The organism is Pseudarthrobacter sp. As-47 (assembly GCF_058215595.1).
Map to the genome: position 1 here is coordinate 532,221 of NZ_CM177088.1, position 22,365 is coordinate 554,585.

The following is a 22,365-nucleotide window of genomic DNA, read 5'->3' on the forward strand; positions in this document are numbered from 1 at the left end:
CTTCATCCTTCTGCCTCAATAGTAATCATGCTTACTATCTATTTGCCAACCCCGGATTGAAGAAAAGCCCATTTCAGGGCCGTTTAGTGCCCCGTAACGTCGGAATCGTTGCCCGCGCCGGGCCCTTCGTCGAGGATAGCCAATTCCGCTAGATCCTGCGGATCCAGGGCGAAATCGAAGATATCCAGGTTTTCCCTCATACGCTCCGGATTGGCTGTTTTCGGAATCGTTACAATTCCGTGCTGAACGTGCCACCGAAGGACCAGTTGGCCGGGCGTTTTACCGTGCTTTTCGCCGAGCTGGGAGAGGATGGGCGCGCCGAGCAGGCCCGCCCCGGAGCCGCCCAACGGGCTGTAGGACTCCGTGACGATGCCGTGCTTTTCATGGAATTCCCGCTCGGCAGCGCGCGTTATTGCCGGGGACAGTTGGATCTGGTTGAGGGCGGGAACAATGTCCGTTTCAGCCATCAGCCGCTCCAGGTGGGAGGGCTTGAAGTTGGAGACCCCGGTGGAGCGCACTTTCCCCTCCGATTGGAGGCGTTCAAAGGTCCTCCAGGTGGAGATGTACTCGTCCCGCGCCGGCAGGGGCCAGTGGATCAGCAGCAGGTCCACGTACTCCAGCCCCAGCCGCTCCAGCGATCCCTCCAGTCCTTCCATCGCCCTGTCGTTGCCCTGGAACTGGCCGTCCAGCTTGGTGGTGATGAAGAGCTCATCGCGGTCAACGCCGCTGGCCCGGATGCCGTTGCCCACGCCCTGCTCATTGCCATACTTCACGGCCGTGTCGATGTGCCGGTATCCGGCTTCAAGGGCTTGTACGACGGCGGTGGCCGCCTGGTCATCATCCAGCGGCCAGGTGCCAAGGCCCACCTGCGGGATGGAGTGGCCATCATTGAGTGTGATCAGCGGTGCACGTGTCATTGGAACAGTCTCTCCCGGATTTGCATGTCCCAGCCCTTGGACGCCCTAAGAATATTGTCGGCGTTGTACTGGAGGGACACGCCGGCAGGACGGCACGCCCTCAGGCGCCACTGCGCACCCACGCGATGAGCCGGTCGCTGAGTGCCATGTAGTCCTGGTCCACGGTCTGCAGCCGGGGGTTCGCGTCAAACCACTGAACGATTTGGCGGGCGCCGTCGGCGAACGGGATGGTGGCGTGGTAGCCGGGGACCAGGGACTTGATCTTGGTGTTGTCGAAGACCACGGAGTGTGAGCGGTCGCCCAGGAGGTTAGCGCCGAGTTCGGCGCTGTGGGCGGCGATGGTTTCCGAACACACATGGACCAGCTCCGGCTCCGGAACGCCCGCGGCCAGCGCGAACAGCTGGTAGATCTGGTTCCACGGCAGGTACTCATCCGAGGTGATGGTGTAGCTTTCGCCCACCGCCTGCGGCCGGCCCAGCAGCCCCACGAAGGCCTTGGCAAAGTCCTGGCTGTGGGTCAGGGTCCACAGGGATGTCCCGTCGCCGTGCACCATGACCGGCAGCCCCGAGCGCATCCGGTGGATATCAGTCCAGCCGCCCACCATGGCGATCTTGGTGCGGTCATAGGTGTGCGAAGGGCGGACCGCGGTCAGCGGGAAGTCCTGCTCGCGATATGCCTTGTAGAACAGTTCCTCGCAGGCAATCTTGTCCCGGGAGTACTGCCAGAACGGATTCTTCAGCGGCGTGGACTCAAGAATCGGCAGCCTGGTGGGCGGCTTCTGGTAGGCGGACGCGGAGCTGATGAACACGTACTGCCCGGTGCGGCCGGCGAATAGATCCAGGCTGGCCTGCGCCTGGTCTGCCGTAAAGGTAATAAAGTCAGCGACGGCGTCGAACTCGCGCCCGGCGAGCACCGCACGGACCGCGGACGCGTCCCGGACATCGGCCGTGAGAATTTCCGCCCCATCCGGGACCGGCCTTGTGGACCGGCCCCGGTTGAGGATGGTGAGCCGGTGTCCCAGTGCGACGGCCCGTTCTGCCGCCGCCGCGCTGATGACTCCGGTGCGCCGCCGATGAAAAGGATGTTTCTCGGCGCCACAGTGTCGGCGTCAGGGGTGAGTGGGTTCACCACGCGTAGTCTTCCGGCGCCGTGCGGTGCCCCGGGAAGATGTCATCCAGCCGCTTGAGGGCGTCGGCGTCAAGGGTGACGTCGAGGGCGCGCACGGCAGCGTCGAGCTGTTCCTGGGTCCGCGGTCCCACGATGGGGGCCGTGACGGCAGGCTGGTGCAGGAGCCAGGCAAGGGCAACGTCGCCGGGCTCGTGGCCGAGCTCATCCGCGAAGTCCTCGTACTGGCGGATCTGGTCCTGGTGCTTCTTGAGGGTCTCCGCCGCACGGCCCTCGGTGCGCCGGACGCCGTCGCGCTCCTTCTTCAGTACCCCGCCCAGGAGCCCGCCCTGCAGAGGGGACCAGGGGATGAGGCCCAGCCCGTACTGCTGTGCGGCCGGAATGACCTCCAGCTCCACCTGGCGCATGAAGAGGTTGTAGATGGACTGCTCGCTGACCAGGCCGGTGTAGTTACGGCGGCGGGCCGCCTCCTGCGCCTGGGCGATGTGCCAGCCGGCGAAGTTGCTGCTGCCGGAGTACAGGATCTTGCCCTGCTGGACGGCGACCTCGATGGCCTGCCAGATTTCGTCCCACGGGGTGTCTCGGTCGATGTGGTGGAACTGGTAGACGTCGATGTAGTCGGTCTGCAGGCGCTTCAGGCTGGCGTCCAGGGCCCGGCGGATGTTCAGGGCGGAGAGCTTGGATTCGTTGGGGCGGTCCGTCATGGTGCCGTACAGCTTGGTGGCCAGCACCGTGTGTTCCCGGCGCTCGCCGCCCTTCGCGAACCAGCGGCCAATGATCTCTTCCGTCCAGCCGCGGTGGCCGGCGCCACCGTAGACGTTGGCGGTGTCGAAGAAGTTGATGCCCTGCTCATGTGCCGAATCCATGATGGAGTGGGCATCCGCTTCTTCCGTCTGCGGGCCGAAGTTCATGGTGCCGAGGCAGAGGCGGGAGACTGTGAGGCCGGAGCGGCCAAGATGGGTGTACTGCATGGGTTGTCCTTTCGGGGACGGGTCCGGGGCGCTGGTCTACAGCTGGGTGAAGGCGGCGACGGCGGGGTCTGACCCGATCCTGGCGCCGGACTCCAGGGCGGTGATGGCGGAAAGTTCGTCCTCCGTGAGCTTCAGGGAGCATGCGGCGAAGTTCTCCCGCATGCGTCCCGGGTCCACGGACTTGGGGATCACGATGTTGCCTGTTGCCAGGTGCCAGGCGAGCACCACCTGGGCCGTGGTGGCGTTGTGGGCGTCGGCGATGGACGTGACGGCGTTTCCGTTGAGGTCGCCGCCCTGGCCGAGAGGGCTGTAGGCCTCGACGCCGATGCCCAGGTCGCGGCACTTGGCTGCAAGGGCCGCCTGCTGGTAGCTGGGGTGGAGCTCGATCTGGTTGACGGCGGGGACGATCTCCGCGGACTCCAGCAGGTTGTCCAGGTGTTCGGCCAGGAAGTTGGAGACGCCGATGGCGCGGATCTGCTTGTTCTCGTATAGCCGCTCCATCTCTTTCCAGGCCTGGACGTAGAGCCCTTGGGAGGGGACCGGCCAATGGATCAGGTAGAGGTCAACGAAGTCCAGCCCCAGTGCTTTGCGGCTGTTCTGGAAGGCTTCCTGCGCCCGGCCCTGTTCGCCGTTCCGGAGCTTGGTGGTGACGAAGATGTCCTCGCGCGGAATCCCCGTGGCTGCAATCGCCGCGCCCACTCCGGCCTCGTTGCGGTACCCGGCGGCGGTGTCGATGTGGCGGTAGCCGGCCTCGAAGGCGTCCTCCACAATCCGCTGCGTGTCTTCGGGCGGGACCTGGAAAACGCCGAGGCCAAGCTGGGGGATGGTGACGCCGTTGTTCAGTGTCAGCTCTGACATGGGGGCTCCTTGGTGCGCTGGTGCGGTAATGGGGTGCCGCGGACTCGACAGGAAGAAAGCGGTTTCCGCTGGCTCCCTCCTGAGCCTATGCACTTTTGGCCGGTAAGTCAGCAGGAGTGCCTGATTCTGTTTTTCCTAGGACTGCCAGTCCTACCTTCGTTGTAGAACAGAACCACCGTGCCGGGCACAATGGTCTGCATGGGTCAAAGCGCCGAGTTCGGAAAATTCCTCAAAGCCATGCGGTCCCGCCTGAGCCCCGAGGATGCTGGTGCGGGGCCGGCATCCGGCGCCCGCAGGGTTCCCGGCTTGCGCCGCGAGGAAGTCGCCCGCCTGGCCGGAGTCAGCACGGACTACTACGTCCGCCTTGAGCAAGGGCGGAACATCCACCCTTCACGCACTGTCCTGGATGCAGTGTCGCGCGCCCTCAGGCTGGATACCGGCGAGCACGCGCACATGCTGGACCTGCTGGAGAACTGCGCCGGGTCCGCCCGGTCCAGCGTCGCGGCCGCCCAGGGTGTCCGCCCGGCACTTCGCCAGCTCCTGGAAGCGGTGGGGGACGTGCCGGCCATGGTGCTCGGGCGGCGCAGTGATGTCCTTGCCGGAAACCGGATGGCCTTCCTGCTGTTCACTGACTTTCCCGCTCTTCCAGCAGCGGAACGGAACCTGACCCGCTGGCTCATTCTTGATCCCGGGGCCCGGGAGCTTTTCCGGGACTGGAAAACTGTTGCGGCAGAGGCGGCAGGCGCCTTGCGGGTGGACGTCGGCCGGCATCCCAACGACGCCCAGGCCAACCAGCTGGTGGGCGAACTGGCGGTACACAGCGAGCACTTCCGGCAGTGGTGGGCAGGACACCGGGTGGCCACGAGGTCGGCGGGGAGCGTTCGGCTGCATCATCCCGCCGTCGGGGACCTGGAACTGAACTTTGAGAACCTGGCTTTCCCGGACGATCCCGACCAGACGCTCCGGGTGTATTCCGCCAAGGCTGGCTCGCCGTCGGCCGATGCCCTTGCGTTGCTGGGGAGCCTGGGGGCCGCTGGACCGGAGGCAGCAGTCCGCGACGCCGCTCCGGCGGTTGCCGAGAACCGGGAGTAGAGACCCGGGAACATTGTGCTTTTGGCCAGTTGAAGCGGGTGATTCTGGCCACGAGCCCATTGGGGAAGAACTGCGCGCTTCCTAGGCTGGAGCTACACGCTTTCTCCACCCAAGGATGGTCTCAACGATGAAACGCATCGCACTGCTCAAGGAACGCAGGAGCGCCACGGCCGGCGCCCCTTCCACGGCCACAGGCTCGCACTGCCCGGTGTCCGGTCTCTGGAGTCCGGACCATGATCCGCACACCGTCCTGTCCTTCTTCGAAGGCCACGTGTTCCCAGCCTTCGACGGCGTTCCAACAGTCTGGCGCCGGCGCTCAGCCGGTACCGTCTCGGCGAACTAGTTGAACCCAAACTGGCCCGCACCCGACGTCCCCGAATCGGGGTTTTTCGACGTTAGGTGCGGGCCAGTTTGGGTTCGGGCCGTTATTCTTCGAGGCGGAAGCCGATCTTCATGGTGACCTGCCAGTCAGCGATCTTGCCCTCTTCAAGGTGGCCCCGGATTTCCTTCACCTCGAACCAGTCCAGGTTGCGGAGGGTCTGTGAGGCCTTCGCGATGCCATTGCGGACGGCCTCGTCCACACCCTGGTCCGACGTGCCGACAATTTCAGAAATGCTGTACGTGTGGTTGGACAACTTCGCTCCTAGTGATCGCCTTGGGGCTCCCGGTTGCGGGCCGTTCTTGAAGACTAGTAGGACTCCGAGAACGTTGACCAGCCTTATCCGGATGTTCCGTGGCTGGTGCCGGGGAGGCCGTCACCGCCCCGCCGGCGCGGTGACGCCCTGATCCCAGGGGAAAGCCGGCCTACTTCGCCTCGAGCACCAGGTTCTTGAGGTCGTCCAGCGTCTGCTGCATGTGGTTATCCATGGCCTCCCGGGACCGCGCAGGGTCACGGGATTCCAGCGCCTCGGCGATTTTCTGGTGGTGCCCGATTGCGTGCTCCTGGATTTCCCGGACCGCGGACGTCTGGGTGCGGCGCTTCTGCAGCACCTGGTGCAGCGGTTCGAACAGGACGGACACAAAAACGTTCTCGGAGGCATGCAGGATCAGGTCGTGGAATGCCAGGTCCGCTTCCACAAAGGCGGCAACATTGTTGACCTCGTGGGCGGCGCGCATGCTGTCCACGTGGCTGTAGAGAGCCTGGATATCCTCATCGCGGATCCGCCCGGCAGCCAGTTCGCAGGCACCTGTTTCCAGCATCCGCCGGAGCTCGATGAGCTGGACCGAGGTCTCCGCCTCGTTCTTTCCCTCCGACGCAGCACGCAAGACCGCCTCTAGCGACGCCCAGCGGTTCAGGGGGTTAACGAACGTGCCGCGGCCGCGTTCAACACTGAGGATCCGCTGGGCCTGCAGTGTTTTCATGGCTTCGCGCACCGTCATCCTGCTGACCTCGTGCCTGGCACTCAGTTCGTGTTCGCCCGGCACCGTGGCGCCGGGCGGGAACTCACCGGTGATGATGCGGTCCAGTAGCTCATCCGCCACCTGTCCCACCAGTGATTGCCTCGCCATTGTGCCCCCGTTGATCCTTCACTGCATATGTCGGACAAGTCTACTTGCGCGTCTGTATGTCGTGTGCCACACTAAACGAAATGCAAGATGTCAGACATCTTACAGTTACCTTTCCACCGGGATCCGCCGCGCCGGATTCGTACAACGTATTCATACACAATGGAGTGCACTGTGACGCTTGAAGCAGACGTTCTGGCCGCCTACCCGGCCGAGGTCCGGATTCCCGCCGACCTGGTGGCCAGCACCCTGGCCGCCTCCAATGCGGAAACCCCGCGGGTCCTGGTAGTCCTCGACGACGACCCCACCGGAACCCAGTCAGTTTCGGATTTGCCCGTGCTCACCCAGTGGGAAGTAGCGGACTTCATCTGGGCCTTCAGCCAGTCCAAGCCTGCCGTCTATGTCCTCACGAACACCCGCAGCCTGGACCCTGCCGAGGCCGCCGCCCGCAATGAGGAAGTGGTCCGCAACGCCCTCGCAGCCGCAGGGTCCCCCCAGGAACTGCGCCTCGGGTTCGTCAGCCGCAGCGATTCCACCCTCCGCGGCCACTACCCCCTGGAGCCGGACGTCATTGCCGCAACGGTTGCGGACGTCAGCGAAGAAAAGACCGACGGCGTGGTCCTGGTCCCAGCCTTTCCCGACGCCGGGCGCGTCACCATCGGCGGAGTCCACTACATGCGCGGCACAGGAGCGGAGACCGGCACACTCACCCCCGTGTCCGAGACGGAATTCGCCAAGGACGCCACCTTCGGGTTCAGCACCTCCGTCATGGCCGACTACGTTGAAGAGAAGTCGCAGGGCCGCTTCGGCGCCGGCTCGGTGATCGTCCTGGACCTCAACATCATCCGCGCCTCCACCGATCCGCAGGCCACTGCCAATGCCATCGCCGACGCCATCGAACCGGCCACCGGTTCCACCCCCATCGTGGCGGACATCGTCACCGAAAACGACCTTCGCGCCCTGTCCCTGGGCCTCGAAGAAGCCGAACGGCGCGGCAAGAAGCTCCTCTACCGGGTGGGCCCCCCGTTCGGGCGTGCCCGGATCGGCCAGGAGATCCGCACCGAACTCAGCGGCGCCGAGGCCTACGCAGGCAACACCCCCTCCGAGGCGGGGGGCCTGATCGTCGTCGGATCCCACGTGGGAGTCACCACGCGCCAGCTCAAGGCACTCACCGACCAGCACAGCGCCGCCCGGATCGTGGAGATCGACGTCGAAAAGCTGCTCGGAGCCCCCAGTGACGCCGAAGCGCACCTGGACCGGACCGTGGACACCGTCGTCGAAGCCCTCCGCGGCGGCGACGTCATCGTCCACACCAGCCGCCTGCTGATCAAGGCAGACGACCCCGCCGAAAGCCTGCGGATCGCCCGCACGGTTTCCGCCGCCGTCGTCGCCGTGGTCAACCGGACACTGAAGACCTTCCCGCCCCGGTTCGTCATCGCCAAGGGCGGCATCACCTCCTCGGACGTGGCCGCCCACGGCCTTGAGATCCGCCACGCCATTGTCCGCGGCCCCATGCTGCCGGGCATCGTCTCCCTTTGGGAGCCCGTGGATGGCCCCGCCAAGGGCATCCCGTACATCGTCTTCGCCGGCAACGTGGGCGATGACCAGTCCCTCGCCGACGTGACCCGCAAGCTCAGCAGCACCTTCTAGTCCCCACCCGCTACAGATCCCGCACACATTCAATGGAGAACACCATGACCAGCAACTACACCGTCACGGTCCTGGGCCTCGGCGCCATGGGCCTGCCCATGGCCACCCGCCTGGCGTCCCAGCTGACCGTCCACGGCTTCGACATCGCCGAACCCCGCCTGAAGCTCGCCGAAGAGGCCGGCATCGCAACCTTCGCCACCGCCCGCGAGGCCGCCAAGGGCGCCGACGCCGTCCTCCTGGCCGTCCGCAACGGCGAGCAGCTCAACGACGTCCTGTTCGGCCAGGGCGGCGTGGCCTCGGTGCTGGAGCCGGGCGCCGTCGTCATCCTCGGCAGCACCGTCGGCACCGAAGCCATCCCCGCAACGGTCGCCAAGCTGGCCGAATACGGCGTCGAGCTTGTTGACGCACCGTTGTCCGGCGGCCCCAAGCGCGCCGGCGAAGGCGACCTGCTGATCGTCGTCGGCGCTTCCCCGGAAGCCCGCGCAAAAGCGGCCCCCGCGCTGGAACTGCTGGCCTCCACCCTGACCGTGGTGGGCGACAATCCCGGCGACGGACAGGCCCTCAAGACCGTCAACCAGCTGCTCTGCGGCGTCCACATCGCCGCGGCCGCAGAAGCCATGGCCCTCGCCGACGCGCTGGGACTGGACCAGGCCAAGACCCTCGCCGCGCTCGAGGCCGGCGCCGCGGGTTCGTTCATGCTCTCCAACCGCGGCCCGCGCATCCTTGAGGCGTACACCGAGGAAGGCGCCGAGGTCCTGTCCCGCCTGGACATCTTCGTCAAGGACATGGGCATCGTGGGCAAGGCCACCCGCGCCGCGGGCCTGGCAGCCCCGGTAGCCGCCGCCGCCGAACAGCTCTACCTCTTGGGCCAAGCCCAGGGCCTCGCCGCTGCCGACGACTCCGCCGTCATCAAGGTCGTCGCACCCACCAAGCGCACAAAGTAGCCCCGCCTTCCCCCCAAACGTGCGACGGCGGCGGTCCCCCTCCGCCGCCGTCGCACCCTCCCTCCCTGCCGTTCCCCAGCATTCCCCTCGAAAAACCAGCTCGCTAGTCTTGACTGGCGATGTCAAAGGAGACACACGATGAGCGCACTAGCTCTCCTGGCCATAGCAGCGGCGGGCGTCGCCCTGTTGCTTGTGGCCGTCATCAAGTTCAAAATCCCCGCCTTCCTCGCCCTTCTGGTGGTCAGCGTCGCTGTTGCCCTGGTGGCGGGCATTCCGCTGCCGGACGTCATCAAAACGGTCACCGAAGGCATGGGCGGAACCCTCGGGTCCGTGGCCATTTTGGTCGGCCTCGGCGCCATGCTCGGCAAGATGATCGAAATTTCCGGCGGCGCACAGTCGCTGGCCGGCAAGTTCACGCAGCTGCTCGGCCCCCGCCGGGTCATCGCCGCGTTGACGGCCGCAGCCTTCCTGCTGGCCATCCCCGTCTTCTTCGACGTCGGATTCATCATCCTGATCCCCATCATCTACGGCTTCGCAAAGGCCGCCGGCGTCAACCCCGTCAAGATCGGCCTTCCGGTGGGCGCCATCATGCTCGCCATCCACGTTGTTGTCCCTCCGCACCCCGGCGTTGTGGGCGGCGCCGGCATCCTCGGCGCGGATATCGGCTGGACCACCATCCTCGGCCTCGTACTCTGCATTCCCGTGGGCGTCCTGGGCTACTTCGTTGCCCGCAGGCTGAACCGCCGCGACTTCCCCATGCTTCCCGCCACCGCCGAGCAGTTCCGCCTCTTTGGCACCGGCACGTCCCAGGTTGAACAGGAAGCCGCGCAGGGGACCTCCTCCGTGGCTGTCAGGAACCAGGTGAAGACGGCCCCCAGCCCGGCCATGATCATCACGCTCATCGTCCTGCCCATCCTGATGATCATGGTTGGCACCGTAGGCGCGGTCATCCTGCCCAAGGACTCCTTCCCCGCCCAGCTGGCCGCCTTTGTTGGCGCCCCGCTGATCGCCCTGCTCACCGCCCTGGGCCTGGCGTACTACTTCCTGGGAATCCGCCGCGGCTGGTCCTCCCAGCACACCGGCGAAGTCATGGACTCAGCCCTGGCTCCCACCGCCATCGTCATCCTGGTCACCGGTGCGGGCGGCGTCTTCGGCAAAGTCCTCACTGTCTCCGGCATCGGCAAGGCCCTCGCCGAAGGGCTGCAGACTGCAGGCCTTCCGGTCATCGTGATGGCGTTCATCCTCGCCGCCATCCTGCGCGCTTCCCAGGGTTCCGCCACCGTTGCCATCATCACCACCTCCGGCCTGCTGGCAGCATCCGTTGCCGACGGCGGGTTCTCACCCATCCAGACGGCCCTCATCCTGGTTGCGATCGGGTTCGGCGCCTTCGGACTCAGCCACGTCAATGACTCCGGTTTCTGGATCGTCACCCGGTACCTGGGGCTGTCCGTGGCTGACGGACTGAAGACCTGGACCGTGCTCACCACCATCCTGGGCCTGGCCGGGTTCGCGCTGACCTTCCTGGTGTGGGTCCTCGTGGGAGGCCTGGGCGTCTGATGCGCACCCGACTCGACCACCTGGTGACCTCGGCCCTCCAGCACGGCTCCGCCGTCCCGGCCTTCACCTGCTACGACTTCACCACGGCCATGGCAGTGGTGGCCGCAGCGGAGGAGGCGGGCCGCGGCGCCATCCTGCTGGTGGCTCCCAAGACTGCCGCCACGCCCAACGGACTGCGCCTCATAGGAGCCCTCCGGGGCCTCGCTGATGCCGCATCCGTGCCTGTGGCCGTGCAGCTTGACCACGCAACGGACCTTCAGGTGATGGCCGACGCCGCCGCGGCAGGGGCGGATTCCGTCCTCGCCGACGGTTCCGCGCTGCCGTACGAGGACAACATCGCGCTGGTCCGTGGTGCCCGGTCGCTCCTGGGCCCGGATGTTGTGCTTGAGGCCGAGCTTGGCGGCCTCGCCGGAGACGAGGACCGCGCCTTTGGTGCAGACCAGTCCGGTGTGGCCGTGGCCGGCCTGACGGATTCGGCGCTGGTGGAGGACTTTGTGTCCCGGACCGGCGCGGAACTGCTCGCCGTGGCGGTGGGGAATGTGCACGGCAAGTACAAGGGGGAGCCGCAGCTGCGCTGGGACGTCCTGCAGGACATCGCTGTGCGGACGCATATTCCGCTGGTGCTGCATGGTGCCTCGGGGATTCCCGCGGAGGAGCTGGTGAAGGCAGCCGCCATGAATGTTGGCAAGGTCAACTTCAACACCGAGCTCCGCACCGGGGTGCTGGCCACGCTGCAGGACCAGCTGCCGGGGCACCGGTCCGACGGTGAAAACCTCCAGGGGCTCCTGGGCCACTGGAACAGCTCGGCCCGCACCTTCGCCGCCCAAACGCTGGCAACGCTCACCCGCTGACGTTCACTCGATTTCTTGTCCAGTTGTGCAGGGTTGGACCCGCCTGGGGTCTGCATCGGTGGACAAAAGCTCCCGGAAGGGGAGGCTAGGATCAATCCCATGATCCTGGCCTCCCTCTTTTTTGCCCTCCTGGCTGGTGCGCTCCACGTCTATATCTTCACCATGGAGTCCGTCACCTGGACCAGGCCTGCCACCTGGAAGCGCTTCGGTGTGGCCACCCAGGCGGACGCGGAGACCACCAGGCCGCTTGCCTATAACCAGGGTTTCTACAACTTGTTCCTGGCGGTGGGAGCTTTCGTGGGGGCAGGGTTCGTGGCGCTGGCACCGGAGGACCAGGTCCTTGCAACCGCAGGCTGGACGCTGGTCTTCAGCTGCTGCGGTTCCATGCTGCTGGCTGCGCTTGTCCTGGCCCTGACTGGCAGGAAGTACCTCCGCGCTGCCGCAACCCAGGGGGCCACGCCGCTGCTCGCCGTCGTGCTGGGTGCCGCCGCACTCGCTGTCTAGCCACGGCTGGCCCTCCCTGACCGCTCCTTAACCTGCGCCACGGGCAGGCGCACAATGGAGCTGTAACCGGCAGTACCGCAAAGGGATGCAACGTGGGCGGAGCGAAGGAGCAGGGGCCAGACCCGTACGCCGGTCCGGCAGGCGGCCGTGACGAGGTCCTGGACCTTGTCCGGTTCAGCTGCCTGGCGCTGGTGGTGATGGGGCATACCATGATGGTCAGCCCTGTGCTGCACGCGGACGGGACGGTGACCTCCGAAAACACGTTGGGGAACCAGGACTGGTTCGAGCCCGTCATCTGGGTTTTTATGGTCATGCCGCTGTTCTTCGTGGCCGGCGGGGCCACCGGCCTGCAGTCCTGGCAGCGGCTCAGATGCCAGGGCGGCACTGCCGCTGACTTCCTCCACGCACGGCTCCTCCGCCTGGTGCGTCCGGCCGCTGTCCTGCTGGCAGCCATGTTCCTTGGATTCTGGATGGCCGGACGGCTTGGGGTGCACCCCCAGGTGGTGCAGCTGATGGCGGCCGGCGCGGCGATGCCGCTCTGGTTCCTTGCCGCCTACCTCGCCGCGCAGCTGGCCATCCCGGTCCTGGCTGCTTTCCACGCCCGCGGTCCCTGGCTGGCCATCGGGAGCCTGACAGCCCTGGTGGTGGCTGTCGACTGCCTGCGGGCCACACTGCCGCTGCTCGCCTACGCCAACCTGGTGTTTCTCTGGTGCGCCGTCCAACAGCTGGGCTTCCTTGCTGCGGACGGCCGCTTCGCCAGGATTTCCCGCTCACGGCTGCTGGCGCTGGTGCTCACGGCGCATCTCCTGCTGGGCCTCCTGACGGCCCTGGGGCTGTACCCGGTCAACATGCTGGTGAACCTCAATCCGCCCAACCTCACCCTTTTCCTCCTGGGCGTTTCGCAGGTGGCCCTGCTCGAACTGGCACGGCCCGCGTTGGCCCCCCTCTGTTCCCTCGGCTGGGTTCGTACGGTGCTCCGCGTGGCCGGCGGACGCTCGCTGACCGTCTATCTGTGGCATCTTCCCCTCCTGGCGGGAATGTCGGGCCTGCTCCTTCTCACCCCCGTCCCGATGCCTGCCTCCGGAAGCGCGGAGTGGTGGTGGTCGCGGCCCTTGGTCCTGCTGGCGCTGGTTGTCCTGCTGGTGCCCGCCGTTGCGGCGTTTGGACGCCTCGAGGAACGTCCGACGGCGCCGCCCCGCTTCCGCCGCCGGCCCGCCTTCCAGGTGGCGGGCGCGGCAGTGGTAGTCTTTATCCCGGCAGCAGCCGCCGCCGTCAACGGGCTGACGCTTGGACTGCTGGGGGCCGCGGCCGTGTGCTTCCTGGCGGCGCTGGCGTTCCTGCGCGGAGTGCGGCTCCCGTTCCGGCGCGGACGGCCCAACGGCCAGGAAATGACGGCAGGGGAAGAGGCATTGCCAGCGGAGTGAAGTAGTGCCAGTGTCGAACCATGACCGAGAACATGACGTCCACCGAAGACCAGTTCAGCCCTGACGTTTCACTGGCACGCAATGATGCAGAGCACCGGTATGAGCTGCGGGTGGACGGGAAACTGGCTGTCCAGTCCTTCTTCACGGACAAGCCCGGCCACATCGACTTCAGCCACACGGAAACCACGGAGGGCTTTGAAGGCCAGGGCCTGGGGAAGGTGCTGGCCCACTTCGCGCTCGACGATGTTGTGGCCACCGGCAAAAGGATCATTCCCCATTGCCCCTTCATCGCAGCCTATTTACGGAAGCATGAAGGGTATGAACAGTTCGTTGACTGGCCGGACAGCTGACCCGCGGACTGCACGGGCAGCCTGCCAAGCAGGCGCCCGCACCGGACGTGCGGGCAAGCAATCCTGCCGCGGCGTCCTGCGGCAGCCCTCAGCTGGCCAGGGCGTGCCCGCTGAGGACGGGTGCGTCGATGGTGAAACCACACGCGCACCGGTAGGTCTCCACGTGCTCGGACACCGGGCCGGTGCCCACCGGGCCCACCGTGGTTCCATCCACGTGGACGGGCAGCCGGACAGGCAGTTCTTCCGGATCCACCCGCTGCATCGGAGCGCGGCAATGCATGCGGGAACTCAGTGTCAGAAGCAGCCCCATGTCCGCGGGCGGGGTGGCGTCCAGCAGGGTTTCTGCCCGTACGCCGGTTACGTCGGGCGCCGTAAGCTGGTGGTCTGCAACGGTGGTCATGATGGGTCATCCTTGGGCTTCTTCACGGAACTGCCGGCGTTGGCAGCCCCGCCGCGAACTGCTTGCGGAGGTTCATTTACCCCAACACCTAAGCATGCTTACTAATGCCCGGGCAAATCCGCCGGTGCTCCAGCGCACCTTTCCGCCGCTTGCCGGCCCCGGGGCTGGCGGGGTCCAGCGGTTACGGATGCCTTTTAGCGACGCCGGCGCTGCCACTGCAGTGCATGCCAGAACAGCAGGCAGACCAGCGCCGCGAGTCCGGCGAAAATCGCGTAGGGGGCAAAGGTGAAAACGAGGAAAGATGTCGGCATGCCTCCCGCGGAGGGTCCCACCATGGAGTTCGCGTTGAGGAACACCCAGGCGCCGCCGCTGATGAGGGTGATGGTGAGGATCCACAGGGCAGCAATGAAGGGATTGACGGCCAGGCTGCGGCCCCTGCCGTAGTCTTCATCCCCCGCAGCGGTGGCTTCGCTGCGGACGGGGTTCCCGCCGCTGTCCACTTCCCTGAATCCGATCGCGCCCGCTGGTCCCTGTTCCACGTTTCCCCCTGGTTGCCGCGCAGCCCGGTCCGGCCGCCCAGTGCCAACCCTAGGCCCGTCGGGTCATGCCCGTCTTGTCATACGCCCGGACCGGCGCGGGGGATTGTGCAGCAGTCAGACCGCCCGCCGCCAGTCAATGACGGCTCCTGCGGTGCAATTTGGCGGAATGGACACTGTTTCGGGAAATACATCACAAAAGTTTGATTAAAAGGGTGGCCTAAGTAAGGCTGTCCTTTGTGATTTTCCGTGATTCCCGAGAGAAGGACGACCAGTGCCGCTGATGCCCCGCCTTGACGAGACAGATCTGGATAAGCCAGCCAACCCGGCGGCAGGGCCGGCTACCCTGGCCCCTGGCCACGATTTCGGCTCCCGCGTTGAACTGGCCCTGGGCGCCACGAACCACCTCCTGAACGCCCGCAATGCGACGCGCTATGTCGCCCAGGTCCTGCAGGGCGTCACTGCCGTGGCCACCAAACTGGAGCGGACCGCCCGGCCGTTCACCGGCGTCGATCCCGCCGGCATGAAGGCGCGGGTGGGCGCCGTGGACCTTGACACCCCTCTGCCGGACACGGCGGCCGCGCTGCAGGAACTCGAGGACGTGTACCTGCGCGATGCCGTCTACTTCCACGATCCCAAGTACGCGGCCCACCTGAACTGCCCCGTGGTCATCCCGGCCCTGGTGGGGGAGGCTGTCCTGTCGGCCGTGAATTCCTCCCTGGACACGTGGGACCAAAGTGCCGGCGCCACCATGATCGAGCGGCGGCTCATCGACTGGTCGGCCGAACGGCTGCACCTTGGCGGCAGCGCGGACGGCATCTTCACCTCCGGCGGCAGCCAGTCCAACCTCCAGGCGCTGCTGATCGCGCGCAACCATGCAGTGGCCGGCCTCCGGCAGGACCCGGCACGCGCCGGCCTCCGCCTGCCGGCGCTGCTGGACACCCTGCGGATCTTCACCTCGGAGGACAGCCACTTCAGCATCCAAAAGTCGGCCTCCATGCTGGGCCTGGGGTTCGACGCCGTCATCGCCATCCGGTGCACGCCCGACCACCGGATGGATCCTGCCGCCCTCGCCGAGGCCATGGCGGACGCACGCGGCGCCGGCCTTGTTCCGATGGCGGTGGTGGCCACCGCGGGAACCACGGACTTCGGCGCGGTGGACCCGCTCGCGGAAACCGCCGCCCTGGCCCGGGCCTACGGTGCGTGGTTCCACATCGACGCCGCCTACGGGGGCGGGCTGATGGTATCCGGCCGATACCGCCGTCTCCTGGACGGAACACGGCTGGCGGACTCGGTCACGGTGGACTTCCACAAAACCTTCTTCCAGCCGGTCAGCTCCAGCGCACTGCTCGTCCGGGACCGTGCCATGCTGCGCCACATCACCTACTACGCGGATTACCTGAACCCGGAAAGCGCAGCCCTGGCCGAGATCCCCAACCAGGTGGACAAAAGCATCCAGACCACCCGCCGGTTCGACGCCCTCAAACTGTGGCTCACCCTGCGGATCATGGGAGCGGACGCCATTGGCGCCCTGTTTGACGAAGCCATCGACCTGGCCGCCCGCGTGGGCTCGCTGCTCGCTGCTGACGATGACTTTGACCTGGCCGCACCGCCGCAGCTCAGCACCCTCGTGTTCCGCTACCGGCCGCGCCTGGACAGCGGGGAGCGGCTGTCCGAGGACGCTGCTGACGCCCTCAACCCGGCCATCCGCGCCGCCGTCTTCGCCTCCGGAGAAGCTGTTGTGGCGGGAACAAAGGTGGGCGGCCGCCACTACCTGAAATTCACCCTGCTCAACGCCGAAGCCACGCTGGAAGACATCGCCGGAATCATCGGCCTCCTCCGCACCACCGGCGCAGGACTCCTGAAGGGCGGGGTATCCGCATGAGCACCGCCGACAACCGGAAGGCAGCCAACGGCAGGATCCTCGACTTCGCGGCGATCGGCGTCGGGCCCTTCAACCTGGGCCTCGCGGCACTGGCCGCACCGGTGGAAGGCCTGGACGGCATCTTCCTGGAACAGCGGGACTCCTTTGAGTGGCACCCCGGCATGATGCTGGAACCGGCCCATCTGCAGGTCCCCTTCATGGCGGATTTGGTGACCCTCGCGGACCCCACCTCGCCCTACTCCTTCCTGAACTTCCTCAAGCAGACGGGGCGGCTGTACCGCTTCTACATCCGCGAAAATTTCTACCCGCTCCGGGCCGAATACAACCAGTACTGCCAGTGGGTGGCCGGGCAGCTGCCCGCCGTCCGCTTCGGCACGGCTGTGCTGGATGTGGCGTACGACGACGGCGTGTACCGGCTGTCCGTGTCCGGTCCGGACGGGCCGGAGGTGCTGTACGCGCGGCGGCTGGTGCTGGGCACCGGCACCACCCCCTACGTACCGGAGGCCGCCGCAGGCATCATCGCGGAGGCTGCCGCCGGCAGCGGGGGAGTGGCTTTCCACAACGCCGACTATCTGGCCCGCAAGTCGGAACTGCAGGGGAAACGCAGCATCACCGTCCTGGGCAGCGGCCAGAGCGCGGCGGAGATCTACTATGACCTTTTGCAGGAGGCGGACGCCCACGGCTACCGGTTGGACTGGGTCACCCGCTCCGGCCGGTTCTTTCCCCTGGAGTACACCAAGCTGACCCTGGAAATGACGTCCCCGGAATATGTCGACTACTTCCACGGCCTGCCGGAGCACCAGCGCGACCACCTGAACAAGACCCAGAAGAACCTCTACAAGGGCATCAACTCGGAGCTGATCGACGCCATCTACGACCTTCTCTACACCAGGAGCATCTCCGGCATGGTGGATACGCGGCTGCTGACCCATTCGTCCCTGGCCGCCGCCCAGTGGAACCCCGCGGCAGGAAACCACACGCTGCACCTGAGGCACGACGAACAGGGCAGCTCCTACACCCTGGACACCGACGCCGTGGTGCTCGCCACGGGCTACAGCTACCGGGAGCCGGGATTCCTGGCAGGCGTGCGGGACCGCATCGCCCGGGACGGTGCCGGCAGGTTCGCAGTGGACCGGAACTACAGCACCGGCGTCCAGCCCGGGGAAATCTTCGTCCAGAACGCCGAACTGCACACCCACGGCTTCGTCACCCCGGACCTGGGCATGGGCGCGTACCGCAACTCCTGCATCCTGCGGGAAATCACCGGCCGGGAGGTATACCCGGTGGAGGAGAGCATCGCCTTCCAGCAGTTCGGGGCACCCGCGGACCCGGCCGCCCGCGGCGGGGGACGGCCCCCCAGCCGGCCCGGGAGCACCGCAGTTTCCGGCACCGCAGTTTACGGCACCGCAGCCGCTGGCATCGGGGCGGGGATGCCGGCATGAGGTTCTCGTTCCGCTGCCTCGATCCCGCAACCGATGCCGCACTCCTGCACAGCTGGGTGACCCGGCCCTACGCCACGTTTTGGGGCATGCTCTCCGCCACCGTTGAAGACGTGGCCCGGGAGTACGCAAAGATCCAGTCAAGCGGCCACCACCACGCCCTGCTGGGGCTCGACGGCGGCACTCCCGCCTTCCTAATGGAGGAATACCAGCCGGCCTACTCGCCGCTGGCAGCCGTTTATCCTGTCCTGCCCGGTGACGTGGGCATGCACCTGCTGGTGGCGCCGCCGTCGGAAGGTCCTGAGCCCGGCTACACCGCAGCGGTGATGGATGCTGTGCTGGGCCGCCTGTTCAGCGTGCCCGGGGTGGAGCGCATCGTGGTGGAACCGGATGCGCGGAACACAAAAATCCATGTCCTCAACGAGCGGCTGGGCTTCCAGCCCGCGGGTGTGGTGACCCTCCCGGACAAGGAAGCGCTGTTGAGCTTCTGCTGCCGGTCCGACTACCTCGCCGCCTGCACCGCCCTGCCCGCCCGCACCGCCCTTCCCGCCATGCCGTCCCGCCCGCTTATCCCCCAGGGAGCATCACTGTGACCATCCAGCTCGAACAATCCACCACCGCCGGCCAGCCCGCCGCCCCCGTCCCGCACCTCACGGCAGAGGCCTGGGCCAGGGCGAACCGGCACCTGTTGCGCAAGGCGCTCGCCGAGTTTTCGCACGAACGGATCCTGGCCCCCGAACCGGTGAACGGAAGCGGCAGCTACCGTCTGGCCAGCGGCGACGGCACGCACCAGTACCACTTCGACGCCCGGCTCCTGGAACTCGAACACTGGTCCATCGACGCTGATTCCATCAGGTATTTCCGGGACGGCACCGAGGCGCCGCTGGACGTGCTGGAGTTCGTCACGGCGTTCCATGAAACCCTTGGCATCAACATCCAGATGCTGCCCGTCTACCTGGAGGAGATCAGCAGCACGCTGGCAAGCCATGCGTACAGGCAATGGGCCGGCCAGCCGTCGTCGGCCGGGCTGGCGGCCGGCATCACCGGCGGACAGAACCCGGCGGCTGACTTCCAGGCCATCGAGCGCAGCATGACGGAAGGCCACCCGTGCTTCGTCGCCAACAACGGGCGCCTGGGCTTCGGCATCAGCGACTACCACGCCTTCGCCCCGGAAACCGGCGCCCCGGTCCTGCTGGAATGGATCGCCGTGCACCGGAGCAGCGCCGTCTTCACCGCCGCCGAAGGGCTGGACTACCGGGCCCACCTGGACGCCGAACTGGGCCCCCTCCTGGGCACCTTCCACGCCCGGCTCCACGCGCTGGGCCTGGACCCGGACCTCTACTTCCTGATGCCGGTCCACCCATGGCAGTGGGAGAACAAACTGGCTGTCACCTTCGCCGCGGAGATTGCCCGGCAGCGCATTGTGCATGTGGGAACCGGGTCGGACAGCTACCAGGCACAGCAGTCCATCCGCACGTTCTTCAATGTCACTGCGCCGGAGCGGACCTACGTCAAGACCGCCATGTCCGTGCTCAACATGGGCTTCATGCGGGGCCTGTCGCCGCAGTACATGAAAGCCACGCCCGCCATCAACGGCTGGCTGCGGAACCTGATCGAGGCGGACGGCGCGCTGCAGCGGCGTGGCTTCACCATGATCGCCGAGGTGGCAGCGATCGGCTACCACAACGGGTACTACGAGGCAGGGTCCGCGCCCGGGTCCCCCTACCGCAAGATGCTCTCCGCACTCTGGCGCGAAAGCCCGCTGCCGCTGCTGGCGGACGGGCAGCAACTGGCCACCATGGCCTCGCTCCTGCACACCGATTCCGCCGGCACGCCCATGGTGGCAGCCCTGGTGGAGCGTTCCGGCCTCCGCCCCGAGGAGTGGCTGCGGCGCTACTTCGAGGCCTACCTCGTCCCGCTGGTCCACTGCCTCTACCGGTACGAACTGGCCTTCATGCCGCACGGCGAGAACGTGATCCTGGTGCTGGAGGACGGCGTCCCCGTCAGGGCAATCATGAAGGACATTGCCGAGGAGATCGTGGTGATGGGGGAGAGGGTGGACCTCCCCGGGGACGTCTCGCGCATCAAGGCGGACATCCCCGACGGCGAGAAGGTCCTGGCCATCTTCACGGACATCTTCGACTGCATCTTCCGCTTCCTGGCCGCCCTGTTTGAAGAGGAGGGCATCCTGGCCCAGGAGGGCTTCTGGCGGACGGCCGCGGAGGCCATCAAGGACTACCAGGCCCAGCATCCCGAGCTCGCAGCCCAGTTCGCCCGCCATGACCTTTTCGCGGCGGACTTCGAGCTGTCCTGCCTGAACCGGCTCCAACTGCGCAACAACCAGCAGATGCTGGACCTCACCGACCCCTCCGGGGGACTCCAGATGGCCGGCCGGCTGGCCAACCCCCTTGCCAGGTTCCGCGCAGCGCAGGCCACGGAGGAGGGATCTGGCTAGGCTTGCCCCATGACCCCAAAGACTTCCGATGCAGCCGCCAGGACCACCGCCCTCATCACCGGAGCCAGTGCCGGGCTGGGAGCCGAGTTCGCCCGGCAGCTCGCCTCGCAGGGCCACGACGTGGTGCTGGTGGCACGGAACCGCGCCCGCCTCGAGGAATCCGCGGCGGAGCTGGAGCGGCGTTACGGGGTCACGGCTGAGGTACTCCCAGCAGACCTCGCGTCAGACGACGGCGTGGCAGCCGTCGTCGGACGCCTGTCCGATCCGCAGCGTCCGGTGGAGATCCTGGTGAACAACGCCGGGATCGGGCTGTTGCACAACTTCGAGGACAACCCCATCTCGGAGGAGAAAAAGCACCTGAAGCTGCATGGGGAAACGGCCATGGAGCTGACCCATGCAGCCTTGAAGGGGATGCTGGAGCGCCGTTCCGGCCGGATCATCAACGTGGCCAGCATTGCGGCCTTCCTCCCCCGGGGGACGTACTCCGCTGCCAAGGCCTGGCTGGTGAGTTTCAGCCGGTGGGCGAACCTCGCCTACGCCAGGCAGGGTATCAAGGTCACCGCGGTCTGCCCCGGCTTCACCCACACGGAGTTCCACGACCGGATGGGGATGGACAAGTCTGTCGCGCCGTCGTGGGCGTGGCTGCATGCCGGGCGGGTGGTCCGTGACGGCCTGGCGGACAACGCGCGGGGCAAAGCAGTTTCCATCCCGTCCAGGCGGTACAAAGTAGTGGCGGCCGTGGCGCGGATAGCGCCGGCACGGCTAGTGGCGGGGCCTGCGCGGAGGCCGAAGGGCGCCCGCACGCCCCAGTAGGGCAGCCGGCGTGCGGGTCGCTGCCGGCCGGACGGCCACCACCACGGCGATCCCCACCAGGGCCCCTGCCAGGGTCTCCGCCCCGCGCTCCAGGATCAGGACCGCGGGATCGATGGGATGGGCAAGCTGTGTCATCAGCAGGATCACGGGCGTAAAGGAAACCATGGCAAGACCGTAGTGGCGGGTCATGAAGAGCTCGGTGGTGAACTGGAAGAGGACCACCAGGAGGGCCAGCACCACGGCCTGCCCGCCCGGAAACAGGCCCGCCAGGGACCAAGGAACGGGAAGAATCACGACGGCGGTCACTGCCAGCCCCAGGAACGTTCCCACAATGCGGTGGACGCCGCGCCGGACGCTGCTGGGGAGGTCGGCTCCCGCGAGCGGCACGGCGGCTGCCGCCATGGCCCAGTGCGGATGCCCGCCTCCCGTCAGGACGCCTGCCGTGCCGGCGGCACCTACAGCCAGGATGTAGCGGGCGGCGTGCACCAGCACCTCCCGGTGCCCGGCGGGGGTCACGCCGGGAGCAGCCCGGACGGCGCCGCGCTGCCAGGACCTCCGGCGGAACCAGCCGCCGAACCCCACCAGCATGGAGAACGCGGCGGAGCCTGCGGCGATCAGGATGGCCATCTGCCAGGGCACCACCGTGGGTACCGAGGCGCAGGCGCCCAGTGCAAGGATCCCGAAAAACGGTCCGTTGGGCTTGAGCCGTACGCGGTCAGCAAAGACCGATCCGACGCCGGCCAGGGCGGCCTCCACGCCCACCAGCCACCAAGAGTGGAGATGGTTTACGGACAGGAACACACCCACAGCCACGCCGGTGAGCAGGACGACGGCGGCCTGGGACTGGTGCCTGAGCCGCAGCTGGTGCGGTTCGGACCGGCCGTACATGCCGGTCAGGGCACCAAACACGGCGTAAATGATCAGGTCGGTGCGGCCCGCTGCCAGAAGCAGGAGCGACGGAACGGCCACGCTGAGGGCCACGCGGGCGGCGGCGAGATGGTCGTTGTTGGCCGGCTCCAGCCGGTGGAGCGCGCGCACCTGAAGGAGGACGCGTTCCATGGCACCCAACCTCCTGCTGATTTCCCGAC

At 66.8% G+C, this 22,365-nt stretch carries 22 protein-coding genes and 1 pseudogene; 14 read left to right on the top strand and 9 right to left on the bottom strand.

The window, feature by feature from the left end; genetic code table 11:
* Positions 1-83 precede the first annotated feature (83 nt).
* From AC4BCK_RS02510 to AC4BCK_RS02525, 4 genes and pseudogenes are all read right to left on the bottom strand, one after another.
* On the bottom strand, positions 84-917 hold the full coding sequence (locus AC4BCK_RS02510) for an aldo/keto reductase (protein ID WP_490566549.1): 834 nt from the start codon (positions 915-917) through the stop codon (positions 84-86).
* Between the two features lie 100 nt (positions 918-1,017).
* Positions 1,018-2,048: pseudogene (locus AC4BCK_RS02515) on the bottom strand (NAD-dependent epimerase/dehydratase family protein).
* Positions 2,042-3,013, bottom strand: coding sequence for an aldo/keto reductase (locus AC4BCK_RS02520; protein ID WP_174180608.1), 972 nt, complete (start codon positions 3,011-3,013; stop codon positions 2,042-2,044). The pseudogene AC4BCK_RS02515 and the gene AC4BCK_RS02520 overlap by 7 nt, the downstream one beginning before the upstream one ends.
* Positions 3,014-3,049: 36 nt before the next feature.
* On the bottom strand, positions 3,050-3,871 hold the full coding sequence (locus AC4BCK_RS02525) for an aldo/keto reductase (RefSeq protein WP_400576674.1): 822 nt from the start codon (positions 3,869-3,871) through the stop codon (positions 3,050-3,052).
* A gap of 198 nt (positions 3,872-4,069) precedes the next feature.
* On the opposite strand from AC4BCK_RS02525, the gene AC4BCK_RS02530 reads away from it, so the two are divergent.
* Together AC4BCK_RS02530 and AC4BCK_RS02535 are read left to right on the top strand one after the other, a co-directional pair.
* Complete coding sequence (locus AC4BCK_RS02530) at positions 4,070-4,963, top strand: helix-turn-helix domain-containing protein (RefSeq protein WP_251425887.1); 894 nt, start codon at positions 4,070-4,072, stop codon at positions 4,961-4,963.
* A gap of 127 nt (positions 4,964-5,090) precedes the next feature.
* On the top strand, positions 5,091-5,306 hold the full coding sequence (locus AC4BCK_RS02535) for a hypothetical protein (RefSeq protein ID WP_251425886.1): 216 nt from the start codon (positions 5,091-5,093) through the stop codon (positions 5,304-5,306).
* 82 nt (positions 5,307-5,388) lie between these two features.
* Here AC4BCK_RS02535 and AC4BCK_RS02540 read toward each other — a convergent pair whose 3' ends face one another.
* Positions 5,389-5,598, bottom strand: coding sequence for a dodecin (locus AC4BCK_RS02540; RefSeq protein WP_066273346.1), 210 nt, complete (start codon positions 5,596-5,598; stop codon positions 5,389-5,391).
* 169 nt (positions 5,599-5,767) lie between these two features.
* The gene (locus AC4BCK_RS02545) at positions 5,768-6,472 is read right to left on the bottom strand and encodes a FadR/GntR family transcriptional regulator (protein ID WP_363939889.1); all 705 of its coding nucleotides are present in this window, start codon (positions 6,470-6,472) and stop codon (positions 5,768-5,770) included.
* Positions 6,473-6,643: 171 nt separating this feature from the next.
* Here AC4BCK_RS02545 and AC4BCK_RS02550 point away from each other — a divergent pair, with 171 nt between their 5' ends.
* The 7 genes from AC4BCK_RS02550 to AC4BCK_RS02580 all read left to right on the top strand — a co-directional run bounded on the left by AC4BCK_RS02550 (position 6,644) and on the right by AC4BCK_RS02580 (position 13,749).
* Entirely contained in the window at positions 6,644-8,119 is a 1,476-nt protein-coding gene (locus AC4BCK_RS02550; RefSeq protein ID WP_490566550.1) for a four-carbon acid sugar kinase family protein, read from the top strand.
* A gap of 44 nt (positions 8,120-8,163) precedes the next feature.
* Positions 8,164-9,063: an NAD(P)-dependent oxidoreductase gene (locus AC4BCK_RS02555; protein WP_490566551.1), complete on the top strand. Its 900-nt coding sequence runs from the start codon at positions 8,164-8,166 to the stop codon at positions 9,061-9,063.
* 138 nt (positions 9,064-9,201) lie between these two features.
* Positions 9,202-10,620 (top strand): GntP family transporter, encoded by a 1,419-nt coding sequence (locus AC4BCK_RS02560; protein WP_174180576.1) that lies wholly within the window; start codon positions 9,202-9,204, stop codon positions 10,618-10,620.
* The gene (locus AC4BCK_RS02565; RefSeq protein WP_364319024.1) at positions 10,620-11,471 is read left to right on the top strand and encodes a class II fructose-bisphosphate aldolase; all 852 of its coding nucleotides are present in this window, start codon (positions 10,620-10,622) and stop codon (positions 11,469-11,471) included. The genes AC4BCK_RS02560 and AC4BCK_RS02565 overlap by 1 nt, the downstream gene beginning before the upstream one ends.
* Positions 11,472-11,570: 99 nt before the next feature.
* Positions 11,571-11,975: a DUF1304 domain-containing protein gene (locus AC4BCK_RS02570; protein WP_174180572.1), complete on the top strand. Its 405-nt coding sequence runs from the start codon at positions 11,571-11,573 to the stop codon at positions 11,973-11,975.
* Between the two features lie 92 nt (positions 11,976-12,067).
* Positions 12,068-13,399 (top strand): acyltransferase family protein, encoded by a 1,332-nt coding sequence (locus AC4BCK_RS02575; RefSeq protein WP_251425915.1) that lies wholly within the window; start codon positions 12,068-12,070, stop codon positions 13,397-13,399.
* Between the two features lie 20 nt (positions 13,400-13,419).
* Positions 13,420-13,749, top strand: coding sequence for a GNAT family N-acetyltransferase (locus tag AC4BCK_RS02580; RefSeq protein ID WP_174180570.1), 330 nt, complete (start codon positions 13,420-13,422; stop codon positions 13,747-13,749).
* An 88-nt stretch (positions 13,750-13,837) separates the two neighbouring features.
* Here the strand turns inward: AC4BCK_RS02580 and AC4BCK_RS02585 are convergent, their stop codons facing one another.
* Entirely contained in the window at positions 13,838-14,149 is a 312-nt protein-coding gene (locus AC4BCK_RS02585; protein WP_174180568.1) for a hypothetical protein, read from the bottom strand.
* Between the two features lie 194 nt (positions 14,150-14,343).
* Entirely contained in the window at positions 14,344-14,688 is a 345-nt protein-coding gene (locus AC4BCK_RS02590) for a hypothetical protein (RefSeq protein ID WP_400602867.1), read from the bottom strand.
* Between the two features lie 280 nt (positions 14,689-14,968).
* Here AC4BCK_RS02590 and AC4BCK_RS02595 point away from each other — a divergent pair, with 280 nt between their 5' ends.
* The 5 genes from AC4BCK_RS02595 to AC4BCK_RS02615 are packed head-to-tail and all read left to right on the top strand — an operon-like array spanning position 14,969 to position 21,277.
* Positions 14,969-16,570: a pyridoxal phosphate-dependent decarboxylase family protein gene (locus tag AC4BCK_RS02595; RefSeq protein WP_400584273.1), complete on the top strand. Its 1,602-nt coding sequence runs from the start codon at positions 14,969-14,971 to the stop codon at positions 16,568-16,570.
* Positions 16,567-18,012, top strand: a complete 1,446-nt coding sequence (locus tag AC4BCK_RS02600; protein WP_490566552.1) for a lysine N(6)-hydroxylase/L-ornithine N(5)-oxygenase family protein — start codon at positions 16,567-16,569, stop codon at positions 18,010-18,012. The genes AC4BCK_RS02595 and AC4BCK_RS02600 overlap by 4 nt, the downstream gene beginning before the upstream one ends.
* Positions 18,009-18,602: a GNAT family N-acetyltransferase gene (locus AC4BCK_RS02605; protein WP_490566553.1), complete on the top strand. Its 594-nt coding sequence runs from the start codon at positions 18,009-18,011 to the stop codon at positions 18,600-18,602. The genes AC4BCK_RS02600 and AC4BCK_RS02605 overlap by 4 nt, the downstream gene beginning before the upstream one ends.
* On the top strand, positions 18,599-20,464 hold the full coding sequence (locus tag AC4BCK_RS02610; protein WP_400602653.1) for an IucA/IucC family protein: 1,866 nt from the start codon (positions 18,599-18,601) through the stop codon (positions 20,462-20,464). The genes AC4BCK_RS02605 and AC4BCK_RS02610 overlap by 4 nt, the downstream gene beginning before the upstream one ends.
* 9 nt (positions 20,465-20,473) lie before the next feature.
* Entirely contained in the window at positions 20,474-21,277 is an 804-nt protein-coding gene (locus tag AC4BCK_RS02615) for an SDR family NAD(P)-dependent oxidoreductase (RefSeq protein WP_377084732.1), read from the top strand.
* On the opposite strand, the gene AC4BCK_RS02620 is transcribed toward AC4BCK_RS02615, so the two are convergent.
* Positions 21,227-22,336: an FUSC family protein gene (locus AC4BCK_RS02620; RefSeq protein WP_364409731.1), complete on the bottom strand. Its 1,110-nt coding sequence runs from the start codon at positions 22,334-22,336 to the stop codon at positions 21,227-21,229. The two genes, AC4BCK_RS02615 and AC4BCK_RS02620, sit on opposite strands and share 51 nt — an antisense overlap.
* Between the last annotated feature and the right edge of the window lie 29 nt (positions 22,337-22,365).